Origin of the sequence: Nocardia gamkensis NBRC 108242 (assembly GCF_001612985.1) — a bacterium.
GTDB lineage: Bacteria > Actinomycetota > Actinomycetes > Mycobacteriales > Mycobacteriaceae > Nocardia > Nocardia gamkensis.
Window position 1 is genome coordinate 22235 of record NZ_BDBM01000020.1, and the last position, 19987, is coordinate 42221.

Genomic DNA, 19987 nt, shown 5'->3' on the forward strand with positions numbered 1-19987 from the left:
CCGGACACGCCGAAGGCAGGCGCGCGCCGATGACGCACACCTGCCTTCGATGCGGGCGCTCAGCCCTGCGAGCTGTCGTCGAGCCCGGCGCGCACGCCCTCCTCGACCCGCTTGCCGAGGTCGGCGTCCACGTTCTTCCAGTACTCGAAAACCCGGCCGAGCACCGGTTCCCGCACACCGCCGAGCACGTGGCCGACGATGTTGCGCACCAGCCGCTCGCGTTGCGCGTCGTCGAGCACCTCGCGGACCAGGGTGCCCGCCTGGGTGAAGTCACCGTCCTCGGCGTGCCGCAGGTAGCCTGCCCGCACGATGGCCGGGTCGAAGTCCCAGATTCCGCCGTCGGGCGCCCGCTCGGGGGCGGCGTGCGGCCCACCGAACGAATTCGGCGCGTACACCGGCACATTCGGCTCGTTGTAGTGGTACCGCATGGCGCCCTCCTTGGAGTAGGAGTTCACCTCCGCCGCCCTGGCCTGGTTCGGCGGCAACTGCGCGTAGTTGGTGCCGATGCGGTAGCGGTGCGCGTCCGCGTAGGCGAAGACGCGGCCGAGCAGCATCTTGTCCGGCGAGAAGCCGATGCCGGGAACCACATTCGACGGCTCGAACGCGGCCTGCTCGATATCGACGAAGTAGTTGCGCGGGTTGCGGTTCAGCGTCCACTTGCCGACTTCGAGCAAGGGGTAGTCCTTGTGCGACCACACCTTGGTCAGGTCGAACGGGTTGAACCGGTAGCCTTCCGCCTCCGCGACCGGCATGACCTGTACGTACACCGTCCAGCTCGGGAAGTCGCCGCGCTCGATCGCCTCCCACAGGTCCTTGCGGTGGTAATCGGCGTCCTCGCCCGCGATCCGGTCGGCGTCGGCCTGGGTCAGGTATTCGATGCCCTGGTCGGTCTTGAAGTGGTACTTGACCCAAAAGCGCTCGCCCGCGGCGTTGATCCACTGATAAGTGTGCGATCCGTAACCGTTCATGTGCCGGTAGGTCTTCGGGATGCCGCGATCGCCCATCAGCCAGGTCACCTGATGCGCGCTCTCCGGGCGAAGGGTCCAGAAATCCCACTGCATGTTGTGATCGCGAAGACCGTTGCCGGGCAGGCGCTTCTGCGACCGGATGAAGTCGGGGAACTTGATCGGGTCCTTGATGAAGAAGACGGGCGTGTTGTTGCCGACGAGGTCGTAGTTGCCGTCCTCGGTGTAGAACTTCACCGCGAATCCGCGCGGGTCACGCCAGGTGTCCGGGCTGCCCTGCTCACCGGCCACGGTGGAGAACCGCGCCAGCGACTCCGTGCGCGCGCCGGGCTGGAACAGTTTCGCCTTGGTGTACCTGCTGACGTCGTTGGTCACGACCAGTTCGCCGTAAGCGCCCGCGCCTTTGGCGTGCACGATGCGTTCCGGCACCCGTTCCCGGTTGAACTGGGCGAGCTTCTCGATGAGGTAGTGGTCGTGCAGCAGGATCGGGCCTTGTGCGCCCGCGGTGAGCGATTCGTCGTCGCTCTCTACCGGGATACCGGTGTTCGTGGTGGTCGGCTCGGTCATCGGACTCCTCGGCTGGTGAACATCGTCCCGGGAGTGCTACCCGGGGTGGCAGGGTGCGGACCGCTACTCGGAACGGCAGGTCGGGCACAGCCCCCAGAAGACGACCTCGGCTTCATCGACCACGAATCCGTGAGCGTCCGAAGGGTCCAGACATGGGGCTTCGCCCACGGCGCAGTCGACATCCGCGACCGCACCGCAGCTTCGGCACACCAGATGGTGGTGGTTGTCACCGATCCGGGTCTCGTATCGCGCGGACGAGCCCGCGGGCTCGATCCGCCGCAGGATCCCGGCGCGCACGCAAGCGCGCAAGACGTCGTAGACAGCCTGCGTGGACACCGAGCCCAGCGCGTCCCGGACGGTGGCGGCCACCGTGTCGGCATCCGAATGCGGCCGCGCGGCAACCGCGTCCAGCACCGCGATCCGCGGGGCGGTGACCCGCAAACCCGCTGCTCGCAGCCACTCGCGTGGATCGGCGCCGTTGGTGTGCATGCTTCGATTCTTGCCATTTTCTGGAATAAGTCAAGAAAACAATCTGGAATCATTCAAGAAAAGTTTCGGCCCGAAGACCGCGTCTACCGGCCGCGACTCGCCGAGCACGACCGCGAACACGACCGCCCCGAAGTGGCCGACGTCACAAATCTGCCTCGGAATAGCTTGCGGGAGCCGGTGGTTGAACCCCCTGTCGGCGTCCGGACAGCCCCGGGCCGCACCCTTCGTCGCTTCGAGCGACCACCCGCCGAGAGGCGCTTGTGGGACGTCGACACCCACCGCCGGCGTCCGGACAGCCCCGGGCCGCACCCCTTTGTCGCTACGAGCGACCACCCGCCGAGAGGCGCTTGTGGGACGTCGACGGTTGTGACACCGATATGGTGTCCGAGCTCGCAGCGCCGCCGGATTCCTCGCGAATCCGGCGGCGTTGTCATTTCCGACCACATCGTCGAGTGACACCCGAGCGTGCCACCGACGGAGTTCTTCGCCGAGTCGTGCTCGCTCTGCGGCGGCGGGGGGCGATGCGGGAGGATGCACTTCATGGCGTCGCAGGACGGGACCTTGCACCGCAGGCTCGGGCTCACCGATTCGGTGGTCATCGGGTTGGGCGCGATGGTGGGGGCGGGGATATTCGCGGCGCTGGCGCCCGCGGCGGCTTCGGCCGGAAGTTGGTTGCCGGTGGCGCTCGCGGTGGCGGCGGTGCTGGCGTACTGCAATGCGACGTCGTCGGCACGGCTGGCGGCGCGGTATCCCGTGTCCGGTGGAACGTATGTCTACGGGCGGGAGCGGCTAGGGCCGTTCTGGGGATATCTCGCGGGGTGGGGATTCGTCGCGGGCAAGTCCGCCTCGTGTGCGGCGATGGCGCTGACCGTCGGCAGCTACGCCTGGCCCGAGCAGGCGCATGCCGTGGCGGTAGGGGCGGTGGCGGCGATCACCGCCGTCAACTACACCGGGGTGCAGAAGTCGGCGTTCGTGACCCGGGTGCTCGTCGCGGTGGTGCTCGCGGTGCTGGCCATCGTCATCGTGATCGGGCTGGCGGGAACGCACTCGGCGGCAACGGCCTTGCCCGACCGGATCGGCCCGCGCGAGGTGCTCACGGCGGCGGGGTTGCTGTTCTTCGCGTTCGCGGGGTACGCCCGCATCGCCACGCTCGGCGAGGAGGTACGCGACCCGCGACGCACCATTCCCCGTGCCGTCATGATCGCGCTCGGACTCGCCCTCGTGGTCTACGCGCTGGTGGCGGTCGCGGCGCTGAGCGTGCTCGGCTCCGCCGGACTGGCCCAGGCCACCGATCCACTGGCGCGAGTGGTCGGTGCGGCAGGCGTCCCCGCAGCCGCTCCGGTGGTGCGGATCGGCGCGGTACTCGCGGCGACCGGTTCGCTGCTCGCGTTGATCCTCGGCGTGTCACGCACGGTGCTCGCCATGGCGCGGGACCGTTATCTGCCGGGCGCGCTCGCCGCCGTGCATCCGCGGTTCGGGGTGCCACACCGCGCGGAACTGGTGGTCGGCGCGATGGTCGCCGTGGTGGCCGCGCTGTTCGATCTGCGCGCGGCCATCGGATTCTCCTCGTTCACCGTGCTCTTCTACTACTTGATCGCCAACATCTCCGCCGCGACCCTGACCACCGAGGAGAACCGCCCGCCCCGGTGGGTCCCCGTGGTCGGCGCGGTGGGCTGCGTCGTCGTCGGGTTCTCCCTGCCCCTCGGCTCCGTGCTCGCCGGGCTCGGTGCGCTGGCACTCGGCACCGCGTTATATGGCCTGGCCAGGCGCTCCCGCCGATGACGCCCGCCCGTCGCGGCACGGACCAGGCCCGGCACCGCACGTGCTCGGCAGGCCGATAGCGGCCGCGCGTCCCCGATCGGTCGGCACACTCGCCCGTTTGCGCGGCGGGTATGCGATAAGGGTGTCCGCCGATCGAGTTTCAACGACGAGGAGCCCGGCCCGGCCCGCGCGGATATCAGACGTCCAGTTCCCCGCCTGTTGCCCGTGTGATCAGGCGAAAGGGCGCTAGCCTCTTGCATATGGGGCGTTTCGGTGGATTCCTGGCGGGAATCGCGGCAGTTTCGCTGGTGGCGGGCAATGTGTTCGCCGGAAGCGCGGTGGCCGCGCCCGACGAGCAGGTGCGGTGCGCGGTCAGCTCGGGACGCGATCTGGAGCGGGCGGCGCCGGAACAGGTCGGTCTGGATTCCGTGAAGCTCCAGGACGCACTGACCTTCGCGTCCGGCCGAAACCGGTTCAACGTGCAGGTGTTCCGGCACAACTGCCTCATCGGCGAGGGACCGACGAACGACCAGACCGGCGACGTGGCCTGGAACATCTGGAGTGCGACGAAGAGCGTCGTCTCCCTGCTCGCCGGAATCGCCTGGGACCAAGGAAAACTCGATCTCCGAGCACCGATCGACCGCTATCTGCCCGCCGGGCTCGGCGATGCGGCGCACCGGTCGATCACTGTCGAGAACCTGCTCACCGAGACCTCGGGCATGCGGGTCGGCGTGCTGACCGAAGGCGTCACCGGTGTGATCCCGGTCGACCCGGACAGCGCGGTGCAGGCACTCGGCGTGCCGCTGGACAATCCGCCGGGCACCGTCTTCACCTACAGCCAGCGCAATGTCGACCTGCTGGCCTACGTGCTGGAGCTGGCCGTCGGCGAGCCTCTGCAACGGTTCGCGCAACGCGAGTTGTTCGATCCGCTCGGCATTCTCCGCGGCGATTACTACTGGGCGCGCGACCGCTCCGGGCACACCTACGGCTACGCGCACCTGATGATCCCGCCGAACGACTTCGCGAAACTCGGCCTGCTGGTCGGCAACGACGGGCGCTGGGGCGCGCAGCGAATCGTCTCCACCGAATACTTGACCATGGCACGCACGCCGTCACCCACGAACGCGTGCTACGGCTACCTGTTCTGGCTCGGCAGCGGTTGCGCCGAGATCGCCGACTTCCTGCCCCGTGACGTGTACGCGATGGCCGGGCTCGGGTTGCAGAACGTCTTCGTCATTCCGAGCCTCGATCTCACGGTGGTGTGGACCGGCGTCTTCGGAAACGTCAGCAGCCAGGGCATGTCGGGCGTCGTACAGAACACCCAGGAACTGCCCTACGAGTTCTTCCGCAAGGTGTTCGACGCGTTCGACGACCGGCCGGTGCCCGACCCGGGGCCGTACGTCGAGCCGCCGCTGCGGCTGGACCCCCGCCGCTTCGTCGACGCGGACATCCTGATCGCGGTGTTCGGGCTCGGTCCCGCCGCATATCCGGGCTGCAATGTCTTCGCTTGCCTGAATCACCCGCTGGACCCGCCGTTCGCGGACACCCCGCCGGGGTGCGCCATCCTGGTCTGCCTCGGACCCGACCCGCGCACCCCGGGCATCCGCTGAGCGGCGCGGTGGACTACCGGGCCGCGGACAAATCCGTGACCCAGCCGTGCACGCTGTCGGTACGCAGTGCCGCGTAGTGGCGTTTGCGCAGCCCCTGGGAGATCGGACCGGGCACGCCGTTCGCCACGACGCGGCCGTCCACCTCGACGACCGGCGCCGCGCCTGCCGACGTTCCGGTCACGAAAACCTCATCGGCGATGTACAACTCGGTGAGATCGACGGTGCGTTCGACCACCGGAATGCCGTCCTCGGCCGCCAAGGTGAGTACGGTCCTGCGGTTGATGCCGTCGAGGATGTCGCAGGAGACATCGGGGGTGATCAGCGTGCCGTTGCGGACCAGGAAGATATTGGCCGCGCTGAGTTCGCAGACGTGCCCGTTGCCATCGAGGAAGACACAGTCGTCGTAGCCGCTGTCGATCGCGTCCTGCTTGGCCAGCACGGAATTCACATACGCCCCGTTGACTTTCGCGCGGGACGGAATCGCGTTGTCCGGAATGCGCCGCCACGGACTCGACTTCAGGCGCATGCCGTCCTGCGGGACGATGGGCACCGCGTCGTAGACGAACATGCTGACCTGGATCGCGCAGCCCCGCACCCGGGTGCCCGGAATGGACTCGACCACATGCACCGTCGCCCGGACGAAAACGTCCTCGCGTGGAGCGTTCACCGCGATCAGTTCCACGACGGTCGCACGGAACCGCTCGAAATCCCACTCCGCCGCGAAACGATCGATCCCGATGATCTTGCAGGACTCCTCGAGCCTGCGGAAATGGTCGTCCAGGCGGAATGCCGTACGCGCTGCTCCATCCACATGCACCGGGAAAACGGTGTAGACGCTGAGACCGTACAACACCGCCGACGATGCGACGCCCACCGTGGCGGCATCGGCCGCAACGATCCGGTCGCCGAGATACACATGAGGATGAGGATTCGCCATCGGCGCAGGCTAACAGCCGCGCCGTGCACCGAGCGAGGCCTTTTCGGCGGGCAGACCGAGGTCAGTCGTAGTGCTTGCCCACCTTGGCGATCCAGATCGCATCGTCGACGACGCGGTAGACGATGCGATGCTCCTGCGTGATCCGTCGTGACCAGTACCCCGCCAAGTCGTGCTTCAGCGGCTCGGGCTTACCGATGCCTTCCAAGGGCTCCGCCATGATCGCCTTGATCAGTACATTGACCTTCTTCAGCACGAGACGGTCGCGCCGCAGCCATGCCGAATACTCTTCCCACGCGGATTCGGAGAAAACGACCTTCATTCGATGAGGTCGCGTTCGGCGCCGCCACCATCCTCGAGTTCCTGAATCGATCGGCGTAGGCGCGCCCCATCGCGCCCGCTGAGCAACTCCACGGTAGTCATCAGGGAGTCGTAGTCTTCCTTGGACATGAGCACAGCGTTCCCCCCCTTCGACACGATCTCGATCGTGTCGTGATCCTCATTGACTTTCCTGACCAGGGGAAACAGGTTCTTGCGCGCCTCACTGACGGTAATCGCGGCAGCCATGAGTCCCTCCAGCCAGTAGTACGAGATATGGTACCACTACCCCCGTGCCGTACCCATCCGACAGCTTCAGGGACCCGCAAGAGCGACGTTCCGAGCGAACGCGTCATTCACCGCTTCGCCGAGCGGGCGAAGCGGGCGGTGTCCATGTAGTCGCGGAAGAGCACGACCTCGCCGTCTCGGACATGGACGACGTTGACAGACGTGCGAACTCGGGCGCGGCCGGTTCCCGGGACGGTCATGTCGACCTCGTTCTCCACGAGCAGCACCTCGGGGTCGGTGGTCTCGTAGACCTGGGGATGGATGGCGTGCACTTCGATTCCGGAAAGTCCCGACCAGCGCTGCGCCAAGTGCTCGCGAATCGCCTCGCGGCCTTCCAAGCGGGCCGGGAGCCCGGGGAGGGTGAACGGAATCTCGAAGATGGCATCGGGCGCGAACCGCGCGACGAACGCCTTCGCGTCGCGGGAACGTAGCTCGCTGAACAGCCGCTCGACCACCTCACGCGGGCTTTCGACGGGCGAGTCGAGAGTCATCACACACCTCCGAATAAGCGGAACGAACGATCCGCTTATCATTCGGAACGAGCGCCCCGTTTGTCAACAGTAAACTCGTCCCCCATGACCGAGCCCGAACGCCGACCGCTGCGCGCCGACGCCCGCCGCAACCGAGAGCGGGTGCTGGCAGCCGCGCAAGAAGCGTTCGCGGCGGAGGGGCTCGCGGTGCCGCTGGACGAGATCGCGCGGCGAGCCGGTGTCGGCGCGGGCACCGTCTACCGGCACTTTCCGACCAAGGAGGCGCTGTTCGAGGCGGCGATCGTGGATCGAGTCGACCGGATCATCGCCTCGGCCCGGGAACTGGCCGACGCCGCCGACCCGGTGCCCGCGTTCTTCGACTTCCTCGCCAGGCTCGTGGCGGAGGGCAGCGTCAAACGCGATCTCGCCGATGCGGTGGGCGGCGCGGATGCCCCGGCGTACCTGCGGCCGGTGCACGAACTCAACACGGTGATCGGCACGCTGCTCACCCGCGCCCAAGAGGCGGGCGGCGTACGCACCGACATCGATGTCGATGACCTGATGCGCCTCGTCAAGGGCGCGTTCCTCGCCACCCACGGCAGCACGGCCACTCCCGCGCAGCGCGACCGCACCTTCGCCGTCGTCTTCGACGGACTGCGCGCCCGCTGATCGGTTCCGGAAACGACGAACGGGCCGCGGAAAGTCCGCGGCCCGTTCGATCGATCCGTCTCAGCGGTCGCCGATCAGTACCTCGGCGATCTGAATGGTGTTGAGGGCAGCGCCTTTACGCAGGTTGTCACCGGAGATGAACAGCGCGAGCCCGCGGCCGTCCGGCACGCCCGGGTCCTGGCGGATGCGACCGACGAGCGACTCGTCGATGCCCGCCGCGGCCAGCGGGGTCGGCACGTCGACCAGCTTCACGCCGGGCGCCTTGGCCAGGATCTCCTTCGCGTGCTCGACCGAGAGCGGCTCGGCGAATTCGGCGTTCACCGACAGCGAGTGGCCGGTGAAGACCGGCACGCGCACGCAGGTGCCGCTCACGGCCAGATCCGGGATGCCGAGGATCTTGCGGCTCTCGTTGCGCAGCTTCTGATCCTCGTCCGTCTCGCCGGAGCCGTCGTCGACCAGCGAACCCGCCAGCGGGAGGACGTTGAACGCGATCGGGGCGACGTACTTGTTCGGGGCGGGGAAGTCCACGGCGCGGCCGTCGTGGGTCAGCTTCTCGGCGTCGCCGATCACCGCGCGGGCCTGGCTCGCCAGTTCTTCGACACCGGCCAGGCCGCTGCCGGAGACGGCCTGGTAGCTGGACACGATCAGACGGCGCAGACCGGCGATGTCGTGCAGCGGCTTGAGCACCGGCATGGCCGCCATCGTGGTGCAGTTCGGGTTGGCGATGATGCCCTTGACCAGGTTGCGCGTCTGCTCCGGGTTGACCTCGCTGACCACCAGCGGGACCTCGGGGTCCTTGCGCCACGCCGAGGAATTGTCGATCACCGTGACGCCCGCCGCGGCGAAACGCGGCGCCTGCACGCGGGACATGGTGGCGCCCGCCGAGAACAGCGCGATGTCCAAGCCGGACGGATCCGCGGTCTCGGTGTCCTCGACGACGATCTCGCGGCCGCGCCAGGGCAGCGTCTTGCCCGCCGAACGGGCGGAGGCGAAGAACCGCAGCTCGTCGGCCGGGAAGTCGCGCTCGTCCAGCAGTTTCCGCATGACGGCGCCGACCTGCCCGGTCGCGCCGACGACTCCTACGCGAACTCCCATGACCTATCGCCCCGTTCCCGCGTGGACCACAGCGACCTCGTCGCCGCCCAGATCGAACGCCTTGTGCAGCACCTGCACGGCCTCGTCCAGTTCGGTGTCCTTGACCAGCACGGAGATCCGGATCTCCGAGGTGGAGATCAGGTCGATGTTCACACCCGCCTCGGCCAGCGCCTCGCAGAAGGTGGCGGTGACGCCCGGGTGGCTCTTCATGCCCGCGCCGACCAGCGACACCTTGCCGATGTGATCGTCGTAGAGCACCTGGGAGAAGCCGATCTCGGCCTGGCGCTTGGTCAGCATCTCGACCGCGCGGGCGCCCTCTGACTTCGGCAGCGTGAACGTGATATCGGTCTTGCCGGTCTCGATCTTCGAGATGTTCTGCAGGACCATGTCGATGTTGATCTCCGAGTCGGCGACGGCGCGGAACACCTTGGCGGCGTAACCCGGTTCGTCCGGCAGCCCGACCACGGTCACCTTGGCCTCGCTGCGGTCGTGCGCGACGCCGGTGAGGATTGCTTGCTCCAAGGGGATGTCCTCCATCGATCCGTAAACGTAGGTGCCCTGCTTGTCGGTGTAGGACGAGCGCACATGCACGGGCACGTTGTAGCGGCGGGCGTATTCGACGCAGCGCAGCATCAGCACCTTGGCCCCGCAGGCCGCCAGTTCCAGCATCTCCTCGTAGGAGACCTGCTCGAGCCGCTGCGCGTCGGGCACGATCCGCGGATCGGCGGTGAAGACGCCGTCCACGTCGGTGTAGATCTCGCACACATCGGCCTGCAGCGCGGCCGCCAGCGCGACGGCCGTGGTGTCGGAGCCGCCGCGACCCAGCGTGGTGACGTCCCTGCTGTCCTGGCTCACGCCCTGGAAGCCCGCGACCAGGACGACGAGGCCCTCGTCCAGCGCGGCGCGGACGCGACCGGGCGTCACATCGATGATCTTCGCGTTGCCGTGCGCGCCGGTGGTGATCACACCCGCCTGCGAACCGGTGAACGAGCGGGCCTCGGCGCCGAGGGAGTGGATGGCCATGGCGACCAGCGCGTTGGAGATGCGCTCACCGGAAGTGAGCAGCATGTCCATCTCGCGGGCGGGCGGCGACGGCGCCACCTGCTGCGCGAGATCGAGCAGCTCGTCGGTGGTGTCACCCATGGCGGAGCAGACGACCACCACATCGTGGCCCTGCTTCTTGGTCTCCACGATCCGTTCAGCGACGCGCCGGATACGCTCGGCGGTCGCCACCGAGGATCCTCCGTACTTCTGAACCACGAGAGCCACGACAGGGTCCTCCAAGATCGACAACAAACTGGTAACAGTCATTCAGGGTACCGGCCGGGGCCAGCGGTTTTGCCGCTACCTACCCGGCTTGTGGAAAAGCCCACAGCCGCATCCCATCCCGGTCGCGCCGTGCGGGCCGCGGCGGATGAGGGACGATGTGCACATGAAGAGCACACTGCTCGAGGTGCGAACAGGCCACAATGAAGTGGTACAGGACATCACGCCGCAGTGCGCGACTTTCGCGCACGAAGCAGGCGGCGACGGGCTGCTGCACGTCTTCGTGCCGCACGCCACCGCGGGAATCGCGGTCATGGAACTCGGCGCGCGCAGCGACGACGATCTGCTGGCCGCGCTGCGCGATCTGCTGCCCGCCGACGACCGGTGGCGGCACGCGCACGGCTCGCGCGGACACGGACGCTCCCACGTCATGCCCGCCCTCATCGCGCCGTACGCGACCGTGCCGGTGCTCGGCGGGAAGCTCGCCCTCGGCACCTGGCAGTCGATCGCGCTGGTCGATCTCAATGTCGACAACCCGGACCGGCAGGTGCGACTGTCGTTCCTCACCGACGCGACCTGACCCGGATTTCTCCGGGCGGAGCGATAACGGAAAGATCGCGGCCGACCCGGCCACCGCGGCCGGCCGCGTCCCAGAGGCCGAGCGCCGGCTCAGGTTCGGGTGAACCAGCTGACCTGGACGCCGTCGCCGATGGCCTTGCGCTCGGTCGGCCGGAACAGCGTCGGACGGAACTCGCCCGCGAAAGCGGGTACCCCGGTGCCCGCGACCACCGGATAGCTCTTGATCACCAACTCATCGATCTCCGCCAGCAGCGCGGCGGCGAGCAAGCCGCCACCCGCCAGCCAGATGTCCTTACCGTCCTGCCGCTTCAGTTCGCGGACCAGCCCGACCGGGTCGCGCTCGACCAGTTCGACCGCCGGGTCATCGATACGGCCGAGCGTGCTGGACACCACGTACTGCTTCATGTGGGCGTACGGGCTGGTCACGCCGATGGCCAGGGCGGGGTCGTAGGTGCCGCGGCCCATGACGAGACTGTCGAACTTCTGATTGGGCGCGTCCGCGGCGAGGCCGATGTGTGGCCGCACGTGGGTGGGCAGCGTCTCGGGATACTCCGCGCGCAGCCACTCCCACATGTCATCGCCCACCGGAATGAAGTCGATCTCACCATTCGGCCCCGCGATATAGCCGTCGAGGGAAAGTCCGACGAAATAGACGAGTTTTCGCATGAAGTACCTTTCGGATGGAGGTCGGGGCTCAGGCCCGCGTGAACCAGGTGACCTGGGCGCCGTTGCCGAACTCCCTGCGCTGTACCGGGGCGAACAAAGTGGGACCGAACACGCCGGAGAACGCGGATATCCCGCTGCCCGCGACCACCGGATAGCTCTTGATGATCATCTCGTCGATCTCGCTCAGCAATTGGGCGGCGAGTTCGCCACCGCCGACCAGCCAGATGTCCCCGCCTTCGGCTTGCTTCAGCTCCCGCACCAGGCCCAGGGGGTCGCGTTCGACCAACTCGACGGCCGGATCGTCGATGCGCCCGAGCGTGCTGGACACCACGTACTGCTTCAGGTGCGCATACGGGCTGGTCACGCCTTCGGACAGGGCCGGTTCGTAGCTGCGGCGGCCCATCACGGCGGTGTCGCACCGCTTGTTCGGTTCGTCCACCGCCATCCCCACGAGCGGACGCAAGTGACTCGGCACGAATTCCGGATACCGGCCGTTGAGCCACGCGCCCATTTCGGCGTCGGACGGATAGAAGTCGAACTCCCCCGCGGGGCCCGCGATGTAGCCGTCCAGCGACACAGCCACGTAGTAGACAAGCTTTCGCATGCCAGCACCTCACTTGTAGTACTCTGTTTGTAGTGATTGAAAGATAGTACTACGAATGGAGTGGTGTCAAGTGCGGACCAATCCGGAGCGACGACAGACGCTGGTCGACGCCGCGATCGAGGTCTTGGCGCGCGACGGGGCGCGCGGACTGACCTTCCGTGCGGTGGACAAGGAGGCCGGGGTACCCGCGGGAACGGCGTCGAACTACTTCGCCAACCGCGACGACCTGCTCACTCAGGCGGGCCGACGGTTCTACGAGCGGCTACAGCCGAGCGAAGCCACGATGGCCCAACTGACCGACGGGCCGAAGACCCGCGCCAATATCGTCGAACTGATGACGGAGACGGTCGGACGCATCGAGGCTTTCCGCACCGGCTACCTCGCGCTGCTCGAATTGCGCCTGGAGGCGACCCGGCGGCCGGAATTGCGCGCGGTGCTGACCGAGCGAGTGCGCGAGGACATCGACTACAACGTGCGCAACCATCTGGCGGCGGGCCTGCCCGGTGACGAGAAGTCGGTGCTGTTGCTCTACCTCGCGGTGAACTGGCTGATCGTCGACCGGATGACGCTGCCCGACGTGTTCACCGAGGAGCAGAGCCGGGCATTGATCGAAGCCGCGGTCGAGCGCGTGATCAGCGCGGACGACTGAATCGGATCCGGCGCCTGCCCGAATGGTTGTGACGCGCACCACTGGCGTTCGATAATGGGGCGATGATCGCACATGTAGGAGATCGACTCTGCGTGCATGGACACGTGGTGGGAGAAGTGGATCACCTGGCCGAGATCATCGAGGTCCGCGGGCCGGAGGGGACGCCGCCCTACGTGGTGCGCTTCTCCGACGGTCACGAGTCGCTGGTGTATCCAGGGCCCGACGCTATCGTCGAGCCCGCCACATCGGAATGAACGCCGCGCCGGATCGTGCGGCGGGCGGCCTCGCCCGCGCTCGATCCGGCGCTCTCCGACGGGAGACGCCGGTCAGGCGCGGCGTTTGGCGTAGCGAGTCAGCGCGAAGGCCAGCACCCCCGCGATCAGCACCTTGCCCGCCGTCTCGATGATCGCGTTGACATCCACGGCCGGATGCCAGGTCAATCGCCCGTCGCGGAGCACATAGGCGCCGACGGGCTTGGCGCCTACTCCGAACGCCACGCCTTCCCCGGCGCCCTCCCCGTCCGGACCGTTCCCAGTGCCGCCGCCTCCACCACCGCCGCCACCGACCGAGGCGGCGGGAATGACTATCGCCCCATCGGATTCGTAGGGCTCGCCGTAGACCCGGCGCACCGTGATCGTATCCCGCGCCTGCGCCAGCAGTTCGGCGTATTTCATGACATCCTCCCGCCCGACCGACGGCGCCGCAGACCGGCGCCCATTCGGATCCGATCGTAGGCGCGCGAACCTCCGGACGACCCCATCCTTCCGTCCGGAAGTTGTTCCGGCGGTAGCCGATCGCCGATCTCGACCTGATAACGGCACGTTATCCGGTTAGCCGAGATGTGGTCTCGCACAGTCAGGTTGACGAACCGGACAAATCGCGGAGACAATCGGCCGACTTGTCCAACCGGGGGTCGGAGGTATGCCATGCGCACCAAAACGGATATCCGATTCTTCGTCGATACCGATCCCGACCAGGTCATGGATGCCCTGACAGCCGTCGAATCGCTGCCGGAATGGTCGTCCTCCTACAGTGACGTCCGGGTCGCCACCCGCGACGCCCGGCGCAGGCCGCGGCGCGTTTTCCTCAAGGCGGAACTGCTCGGCAGCTCGGATCTGCAAGTGCTCGAATATGATTGGACCGATGACCGGTCCTCCTGGGTTGTCGCCGACAGCACCCGTGGCGTCCGGGGCGGCGGCTTTTTCGAAGTGTCCGACAGCGTCGACGGCACGCACGTCTGGTACCACGTCGAGCTCTATCTGCCCCTCCCTGTTCCCGGATTTCTGCTGAAACGCACTTTCCGCAAGGCCAATGAAGTGGTCGCGGAGTGTTTCATCGATTTCGCCGAGCGGTTCCCCGAAACGGAGACCTATCAACCCGTGTAGCCGCGCTGTGCTCTGCGCGAAATCGGCGGGCGGGTGCGGCAGCGAACCGGCGCCGAACCGATCGGGGTGCGACGATGAGCGGCATGATCGGTTCCAAACGAGTGCGGTTCCAGCCGATGGCCGAAGACGCCTCGGTGACGCAGCTCGAGCTGTTCTTCGACCTGGTGCTCGTCTTCGCGCTGACCATGGTCACCGGCTTGGTCGCGGACGACACCAGCGCGAAGAACGCGCTGCGCGCGGGGCTGGTGCTCGCGGTGATGTGGTGGCTGTGGATCGCGTACTCCTGGCTCGGCAATGTGGTCCGCGCCGACGAGGGCGTCGCACGGGTGGCGATGTTCGCGGCCATGGGCGGCGCGTTCCTCGCCGCGCTCACCATCCCGGAGGCGTTCGACGACAAGCCCGGCGGATGGTTCGGCCCACTGGTCTTCGCCGTCGCCTACCTGGTGGTGCGGTTGGTGCACCTGGGGATGTTCTGGCTGGCCAGTGCTGATGATCCGCAATTGCGCGGCCAGTTGCTGCGCTGGGCGCTCGGCTCTATCACCCTCGGTACTACGCTGCTGGTCGTCGCCGCGCTGACCACCGGCAGGGTGCAGATCGCGCTGTGGATCGCCGCGATTGCGGGCGACTACCTGTGGACGTTGTTCGCAGGCACCGATTGGCGGTTGAAGTCGGCCAGGCATTTCGTCGAGCGATACGGGCTGATCGTCATCGTCGCGCTCGGTGAATCGATCGTCTCTATCGGCATCGGGGTGGCCGGCCTGCCGATCTCTTGGCCGATCGCTCTCGGCTCGCTACTGGGCCTCGCCATTTCCGGTCTGCTGTGGTGGGCGTACTTCGACGTCGCCGCTCTGGCGGTGGAGCACGAACTCGTCCACGCCGAGGGCAGGCGGCAGATCAAGATCGCGCAAGGTTCCTACACCTTCTGGCATTTCCCGATGATCGTCGGGATCATCGCGCTGTCCCTCGGGCTGAAGAAAGTCCTCTACTACGTCGGGGATTCCTCGCACCACACGCTGAAGGACGCGCTGTACGGCATCCCGCTCTACGCCCTCTACGGCGGCGTCGTGCTGTATCTGATCGGTCTGGTGGGGTTCAAGCACTTCGCCACCGGCACCGTCACGACGCCCCGTGTGGTCGCCGTGGCGGTGCTGCTGGCGCTCATCCCGTTGGCCTGCGCCCTGCCCGCGCTGGCGTCGCTGGCCCTGCTGTGCGTCGTCCTGATCGCGCTGATCGCTTGGGAGACCGTGCGTTTGGCGCAGCCGCGGGACGCGATCAGGCACGCGGCGCCCGAGTGACGTGATGCCGCACGCAGTCCTCTTCGGGTGTCGGCCCGTACGCGGACGGCGGCACCCGCACACCGTCGCGGACCGCGTCGCGGATCTGATCGATGTTCTCCCGCAGCACGTCCGCGACGAGTTCGTCGGTGCGCGGATCCTCCAGCACCTGGAACACGATGCGGAAGGTGGTGTCGGCGATCAGCCGGATGATCTCGTCGTGGAACGGGATGTAGCGCACCCGGCCCGCCTGCGGGTCCTTCTTGATCAGCTCGAGGATCATCTCGTCCAGCTCGGCGCGGTTCTCCTCGAGGGCGGCCGCGATGTTGCGGGTGTAGTGGCCGGTGCGCAGCACCTGCGCCACCTCGTCCATCACCGCGATCGTCATCGGACGGCGGATGGTGTCGACGATGGTCGCCACGAACCGGTTCACCACCGCGGCCGTCACCCTGTCGCCGAACAGGCGATCGGCCACCCTGGCGAGCCGGACGACGATCACCACGATCCGCAACAGCCGGAAGCCGCGGAAGAACAGGCTGGTCACCGGGATCATCCCGAGGACCTCGTACCAGTACACGAGCGGGAATGTCCACGGCCAGCCCGCGCGGCGCCAGCGCCACAGGAACTCGATCGCGAACACCGCGCACAAGGACCAATCGGCGACCACTACCGCGTGGTAGGTGTGCCCGGAGACCGGGAAGAAGGTGATCCAGGCGACCAGCGCCACGGAGATGACGGCCAGCGCGAGCATCACGAAATCGGTCCACAGCATCGGCGGCTTGCGCGGATAGTCCTGCGGCTGCGGCGATTCCCGCAGCCCGTATCGATCAGCGGAGGAACTCTCGATGCCCGAGCTGGAAGCGGGAGCGGACACTGCGAATCCCTTCGACGCCGAACGGTGCCGCCGACATTAGTACGCCGAAAGCATGCTCGGCACGGTTGGCGATACTCCCGGACGCACCGCCCGGAGGCCTACGTGCTCAGCGACCGGCGCGAACGATCGCCTCGATATTGCGTTCGGCCAGCGCGGCGATGGTGAGCGACGGATTGACCGTGCCCGTGCTGCCCGGTATCGCCGCGCCGTCCATCACGTAGAGGCCGGGATGACCGTGCACGCGGCCGTACCCGTCGGTGGCCCGCCCCAGTACCGCTCCGCCGAGCGGATGCGCGGTGAACAGCGCGTTCGCGTCGTAGCCGAGTGCGCTGTACTCGACGAGGGCGTCCGCTCGTTCGGCGATCCGGTGGTCGACCGCCCTGGCCGCCGCCACGGTGTCCGCCCGGTTCTCGGCCGACCAGCTCAGGCCTACCCGGTTCGCGGCCCGGTCGTAGCCGAACCGGGTACGGGTCGGATCGAGCACCATGCCGAGCGAGGCAAGCGCGCCGGTCTCGAACGGGATGCCGGGGATATACCAGCTCTCCAGGGTCAGCGGTACGCCGGATTCGTCGAAGATACGGCTCGCGCTCGGCACGCCTTGGCCGTGACCGGCGAGCGCGCTGGCGCCGCGGGCGAGCACCACATCACCGTTGGTGCCCCAGCCGTCGCCGACGTGTTCGTTCAGGTTCGGCAGCGCGCCGGTGGCCTGGGCGCGGACCAGCAGTTCGGAGGTGCCGATCGATCCGGCGCCGAGGAAGAGCCGGTCGCAGGTGAGGGTGCGGGTGGACAGCACCTCACCGGTCGGCGACAGCTTCGTCACGGTGACCGCGTAGCGGCCGCCGGATTCCTGCGCGATGGCGTCCACCTGATGGCCGGGGAAGACCCCGCACCGTCCGGTGCCCTGCGCGTAGGCCAAGTAGTTCTGGTTGAGGTCGAACTTGGCGCCGTTGGAGTTGCCCAGGTTGCTCCTGGCCGCCGTGGCCGAAGGCTTCGCGCCGCCCGCGAGTTCGGCGCGCAGGATGTCCCAGTTGAAGATCGAGTCGTTCGCCTGCGGCTGGTAGCCGGCTTTGCGCACCTGGTCGTCCCAGGCGCGGGAATGCGTGAACGGCGAGGAGTTGTAGATGTCCGCGGGCATCGGGCTCAGCCGCAGCATGTCCCGCACGCGCGGGTAGTAGACGCGCTCCATTTCGCCGTAATCGACGGTGCCACCGAAGACGTGGTCGAAGAAGCGGCGCTGCGGGGCGATCATGGCCCCGCTGAAGATCACCGAGCCGCCGCCGACCGCCGCCGCGCGCCAGACGTCGATGCCCGGATACTCGGTGCAGTCCAGAACGCCGCCGAAACTGGCGAAATGCATCGGCACCTTGGTGACGCCGGTGAACTGGGTGCGGTGCCAGAAGCCGCGGCCGTCGGGCAGGTCGTCGCCGGTGAAGATCTCCCGCCACGGGTCGTTCGGCCAGCGCGAACCGCGTTCCAGCACGGTGGTGACGATCCCGGCCTCGGCCAGGCGCAACGCGGTCACGGCGGCGCCGAAGCCCGAGCCGATGACGATCGCGGGCGAGTGCTCCGCCGGGTCGGGTATCGGGGCGAAGATCTCCGGCACCCAGGCGCGGAACAAGGCCTCCCACATCGGGTCGGCGGACGCCCTGCTCGTCCCCGTCATCGTCCCCACAGCACCGAGCAGGGCTGCGGTGCCCGCCGCCTTGAACAAGGCACGTCTACGCACCGGTCACCTTCCATCATCAGGCTTAGCGTGCGCAGATTACCGGTATTCCCGTTTTGTGAACAGATATCCGTTTTTGCTATCGGTCGAACGGCAGCTCATCGGGGCGACAGGTCGCTCCGGGGGCGGGTAGCTGTAGGTCGATGAGATAGCGCTCGCGCAGCTTCCGGGTGCAGTCGTTCAGGGGGGTGTGCCCGTACCCGTCCTCGACGACGACCAACCGGGCGTTCACCAATTCCTGCTGCGCGCGCCGCGCGCCGCTGAGCGGAGTGACCGGGTCGAATCGGTTGTCGACCAACACGGCCGGGGTGTCCGATCGCAGGATCCACGGCCCGGTATACCGCTGGGCATACCCCTCGGGCGGGGACGGCCAGAAGGCGCACGCGTGGAGCAACGACAACCAGAACGCGCCGTAGGTCGGGCTGACGCCGACCAGATCCCTTGCCATGCCGGACCATTGGCCGGGATCACGCGGAAGGTGTTGTCCGCGCAGGAAATCGCGGTGAAAGAGTCGAGGAATCCGTCCGATTGCGCGGTCGCCGAGAGGATCTCGCCCACCACGTCCGGGTTGCCCGCCGGTCCGCGTTCCAGTTCGGCGAGCAGTTCGGCCAAGGCGGGCCAGCCCCGCTCCGGGTCGTACAGCAACAGCGCGTGCGACGACAGCACCTCGGCATAGGTGACCGTCCGCGCCCGCTCTCCGGCCCCCACCACGAGCGGACCCTCGCGAAGACGTTGCAGCACAGCGTCATTGCGGGTGCGGAGGTCGGCGGGGCGGACGGGAGCGCCCGCACCTCCGCTCACGACGGCATCGCCCTGGCCGCCGGGCGCGGCGAAGGCGCAGCGCTCCCGTCCCGCGTCCGCGCACAGCCGCAGGAATTCACCGAGCACTTCTTCGGTTCCGGCCGCGCGGTTCTCGACGGCGCTTCGCGTGTCGTTGGTGTACGTGTCCGGGTCGATCACCGACGCCAGGTGCAGCGCGCGCACCCGATCGCCGAACAGCGCGCCGTACACCTGGCCCAGGTAGCTCGCGTAGGAACCGCCCTCATAGGTCAGCTGCGGGTCGCCGACGGCTCGGCGCAGCAGGTCCAGGTCGCGTGCCGCATCGACAGTGGTCAGGTGCCCGAGCAGTGCGCCGCCGTGCGCCGCGCAACCGGCGGCCAGCTCGCGACTCGCCGCGTCGGCCGCCCGCTCCTGCTCGGGGTTCGCCGGCGGCAGCAAAGCGCCGGACCAGAACCGCCGCTGCTGCTCGGTGTCCGCGAAACACCGCACCTGCCCGCTCCGGCCGATACCGAGCTGGTCGAAGGTGATCACGTCGAAGCGGCGCGCGAGCTCGCCGCCGAGCAGTTCCCCCTGCTCCGCCCAGCGCAGCCCCGAGCCACCGGGACCGCCGACGGCGGAGAACAGCGTGCCGATCCGCCGCTGCGGGTCGGTGGCCTGCTGACGCACCACCGCCAGCCCGAGGGTCGGCCCGTCCGGGTGCGCATAGTCCACCGGCACCTGCGCGGTCGCGCATTGGAACCTGTTCAGCTTCGGCTCCGCGCACGGAGCCCACTCGAGCAGCGGCGTCGGCGCCGCGTCGGCCTGCGCGGCCAGTTCCGCGACCGCCGACTCGTGTCGGCTCGGCGGACCGCCGCAGCCGCTCACCGCGGGCAGCGCGGCGGCGAGGGCGGCGGCGATGACGATCTTCCAGCTAGGCACGGCACTCATCCTGTGCCCCGTGCGGGCGGGCGTCGTCCCCCTGAGGATTGACATCCCACCCTGAGATCTTCGCGACATTACCTCGGCACCCGGCGCGGCCCGT

General features: G+C 67.9%; 22 protein-coding genes and 1 pseudogene. 8 read left to right on the plus strand and 15 right to left on the minus strand.

Annotated elements, in window-relative coordinates:
* Positions 1-59 precede the first annotated feature (59 nt).
* Both NG1_RS17835 and NG1_RS17840 read right to left on the minus strand, forming a co-directional pair.
* Positions 60-1532 carry a catalase gene (locus tag NG1_RS17835; protein ID WP_062972264.1) on the minus strand — a complete coding sequence of 491 codons (1473 nt, stop codon included), beginning with the start codon at positions 1530-1532 and terminating at the stop codon, positions 60-62.
* A 63-nt stretch (positions 1533-1595) separates the two neighbouring features.
* Positions 1596-2021, minus strand: a complete 426-nt coding sequence (locus NG1_RS17840; RefSeq protein WP_062972266.1) for a Fur family transcriptional regulator — start codon at positions 2019-2021, stop codon at positions 1596-1598.
* 540 nt (positions 2022-2561) lie between these two features.
* Here NG1_RS17840 and NG1_RS17850 point away from each other — a divergent pair.
* Together NG1_RS17850 and NG1_RS17855 are read left to right on the plus strand one after the other, a co-directional pair.
* Complete coding sequence (locus NG1_RS17850; RefSeq protein ID WP_062972426.1) at positions 2562-3803, plus strand: APC family permease; 1242 nt, start codon at positions 2562-2564, stop codon at positions 3801-3803.
* A gap of 239 nt (positions 3804-4042) precedes the next feature.
* Positions 4043-5392, plus strand: a complete 1350-nt coding sequence (locus NG1_RS17855) for a serine hydrolase domain-containing protein (RefSeq protein ID WP_062972270.1) — start codon at positions 4043-4045, stop codon at positions 5390-5392.
* A 13-nt stretch (positions 5393-5405) separates the two neighbouring features.
* Here NG1_RS17855 and NG1_RS17860 read toward each other — a convergent pair whose 3' ends face one another.
* From NG1_RS17860 to NG1_RS17875, 4 genes are all read right to left on the minus strand, one after another.
* A complete protein-coding gene (locus tag NG1_RS17860) occupies positions 5406-6329 on the minus strand; it encodes an aminotransferase class IV (protein ID WP_062972272.1) in 924 nt (307 codons plus the stop codon).
* Positions 6330-6390: 61 nt separating this feature from the next.
* Positions 6391-6648, minus strand: a complete 258-nt coding sequence (locus NG1_RS17865) for a Txe/YoeB family addiction module toxin (RefSeq protein WP_062972274.1) — start codon at positions 6646-6648, stop codon at positions 6391-6393.
* Positions 6645-6893 carry a type II toxin-antitoxin system Phd/YefM family antitoxin gene (locus NG1_RS17870; RefSeq protein WP_062972277.1) on the minus strand — a complete coding sequence of 83 codons (249 nt, stop codon included), beginning with the start codon at positions 6891-6893 and terminating at the stop codon, positions 6645-6647. Before NG1_RS17870 ends, NG1_RS17865 begins: the two co-directional genes overlap by 4 nt.
* Positions 6894-7000: 107 nt before the next feature.
* On the minus strand, positions 7001-7423 hold the full coding sequence (locus NG1_RS17875; protein ID WP_062972279.1) for a nuclear transport factor 2 family protein: 423 nt from the start codon (positions 7421-7423) through the stop codon (positions 7001-7003).
* A gap of 84 nt (positions 7424-7507) precedes the next feature.
* Here NG1_RS17875 and NG1_RS17880 point away from each other — a divergent pair, with 84 nt between their 5' ends.
* Positions 7508-8071: a TetR/AcrR family transcriptional regulator gene (locus NG1_RS17880; RefSeq protein ID WP_062972281.1), complete on the plus strand. Its 564-nt coding sequence runs from the start codon at positions 7508-7510 to the stop codon at positions 8069-8071.
* Positions 8072-8131: 60 nt separating this feature from the next.
* On the opposite strand, the gene NG1_RS17885 is transcribed toward NG1_RS17880, so the two are convergent.
* Together NG1_RS17885 and NG1_RS17890 are read right to left on the minus strand one after the other, a co-directional pair.
* A complete protein-coding gene (locus NG1_RS17885) occupies positions 8132-9166 on the minus strand; it encodes an aspartate-semialdehyde dehydrogenase (RefSeq protein WP_062972283.1) in 1035 nt (344 codons plus the stop codon).
* A gap of 3 nt (positions 9167-9169) precedes the next feature.
* Positions 9170-10435, minus strand: coding sequence for an aspartate kinase (locus NG1_RS17890; RefSeq protein WP_040864436.1), 1266 nt, complete (start codon positions 10433-10435; stop codon positions 9170-9172).
* 163 nt (positions 10436-10598) lie between these two features.
* Here NG1_RS17890 and NG1_RS17895 point away from each other — a divergent pair, with 163 nt between their 5' ends.
* Positions 10599-11012 (plus strand): YjbQ family protein, encoded by a 414-nt coding sequence (locus NG1_RS17895; protein ID WP_062972428.1) that lies wholly within the window; start codon positions 10599-10601, stop codon positions 11010-11012.
* Positions 11013-11101: 89 nt separating this feature from the next.
* On the opposite strand, the gene NG1_RS17900 is transcribed toward NG1_RS17895, so the two are convergent.
* Both NG1_RS17900 and NG1_RS17905 read right to left on the minus strand, forming a co-directional pair.
* Entirely contained in the window at positions 11102-11677 is a 576-nt protein-coding gene (locus NG1_RS17900; RefSeq protein WP_062972285.1) for a dihydrofolate reductase family protein, read from the minus strand.
* A 28-nt stretch (positions 11678-11705) separates the two neighbouring features.
* The gene (locus tag NG1_RS17905; protein ID WP_062972287.1) at positions 11706-12281 is read right to left on the minus strand and encodes a dihydrofolate reductase family protein; all 576 of its coding nucleotides are present in this window, start codon (positions 12279-12281) and stop codon (positions 11706-11708) included.
* Between the two features lie 55 nt (positions 12282-12336).
* On the opposite strand from NG1_RS17905, the gene NG1_RS17910 reads away from it, so the two are divergent.
* Together NG1_RS17910 and NG1_RS17915 are read left to right on the plus strand one after the other, a co-directional pair.
* The gene (locus NG1_RS17910) at positions 12337-12930 is read left to right on the plus strand and encodes a TetR/AcrR family transcriptional regulator (RefSeq protein WP_062972289.1); all 594 of its coding nucleotides are present in this window, start codon (positions 12337-12339) and stop codon (positions 12928-12930) included.
* Between the two features lie 62 nt (positions 12931-12992).
* A complete protein-coding gene (locus NG1_RS17915) occupies positions 12993-13184 on the plus strand; it encodes a DUF1918 domain-containing protein (RefSeq protein WP_040864432.1) in 192 nt (63 codons plus the stop codon).
* Positions 13185-13256: 72 nt separating this feature from the next.
* On the opposite strand, the gene NG1_RS17920 is transcribed toward NG1_RS17915, so the two are convergent.
* On the minus strand, positions 13257-13604 hold the full coding sequence (locus tag NG1_RS17920) for a spore germination protein GerW family protein (RefSeq protein WP_062972291.1): 348 nt from the start codon (positions 13602-13604) through the stop codon (positions 13257-13259).
* A gap of 252 nt (positions 13605-13856) precedes the next feature.
* Between NG1_RS17920 and NG1_RS17925 the strand changes: the two genes are divergently transcribed.
* Both NG1_RS17925 and NG1_RS17930 read left to right on the plus strand, forming a co-directional pair.
* Entirely contained in the window at positions 13857-14315 is a 459-nt protein-coding gene (locus tag NG1_RS17925; RefSeq protein WP_062972293.1) for an SRPBCC family protein, read from the plus strand.
* Positions 14316-14398: 83 nt separating this feature from the next.
* On the plus strand, positions 14399-15610 hold the full coding sequence (locus NG1_RS17930; protein WP_062972430.1) for a low temperature requirement protein A: 1212 nt from the start codon (positions 14399-14401) through the stop codon (positions 15608-15610).
* Here the strand turns inward: NG1_RS17930 and NG1_RS17935 are convergent.
* From NG1_RS17935 to NG1_RS38370, 4 genes and pseudogenes are all read right to left on the minus strand, one after another.
* The gene (locus NG1_RS17935) at positions 15588-16463 is read right to left on the minus strand and encodes an ion transporter (protein ID WP_245659946.1); all 876 of its coding nucleotides are present in this window, start codon (positions 16461-16463) and stop codon (positions 15588-15590) included. The genes NG1_RS17930 and NG1_RS17935 overlap by 23 nt on opposite strands.
* Positions 16464-16569: 106 nt before the next feature.
* Positions 16570-18189 carry a GMC oxidoreductase gene (locus NG1_RS17940; protein WP_062972295.1) on the minus strand — a complete coding sequence of 540 codons (1620 nt, stop codon included), beginning with the start codon at positions 18187-18189 and terminating at the stop codon, positions 16570-16572.
* Positions 18190-18265: 76 nt separating this feature from the next.
* Positions 18266-18634, minus strand: coding sequence for an alpha/beta hydrolase (locus NG1_RS38365; protein WP_245659947.1), 369 nt, complete (start codon positions 18632-18634; stop codon positions 18266-18268).
* A gap of 473 nt (positions 18635-19107) precedes the next feature.
* Positions 19108-19962 (minus strand): annotated as a pseudogene (locus tag NG1_RS38370) (alpha/beta fold hydrolase); the annotation flags it as partial.
* Positions 19963-19987: the final 25 nt, after the last annotated feature.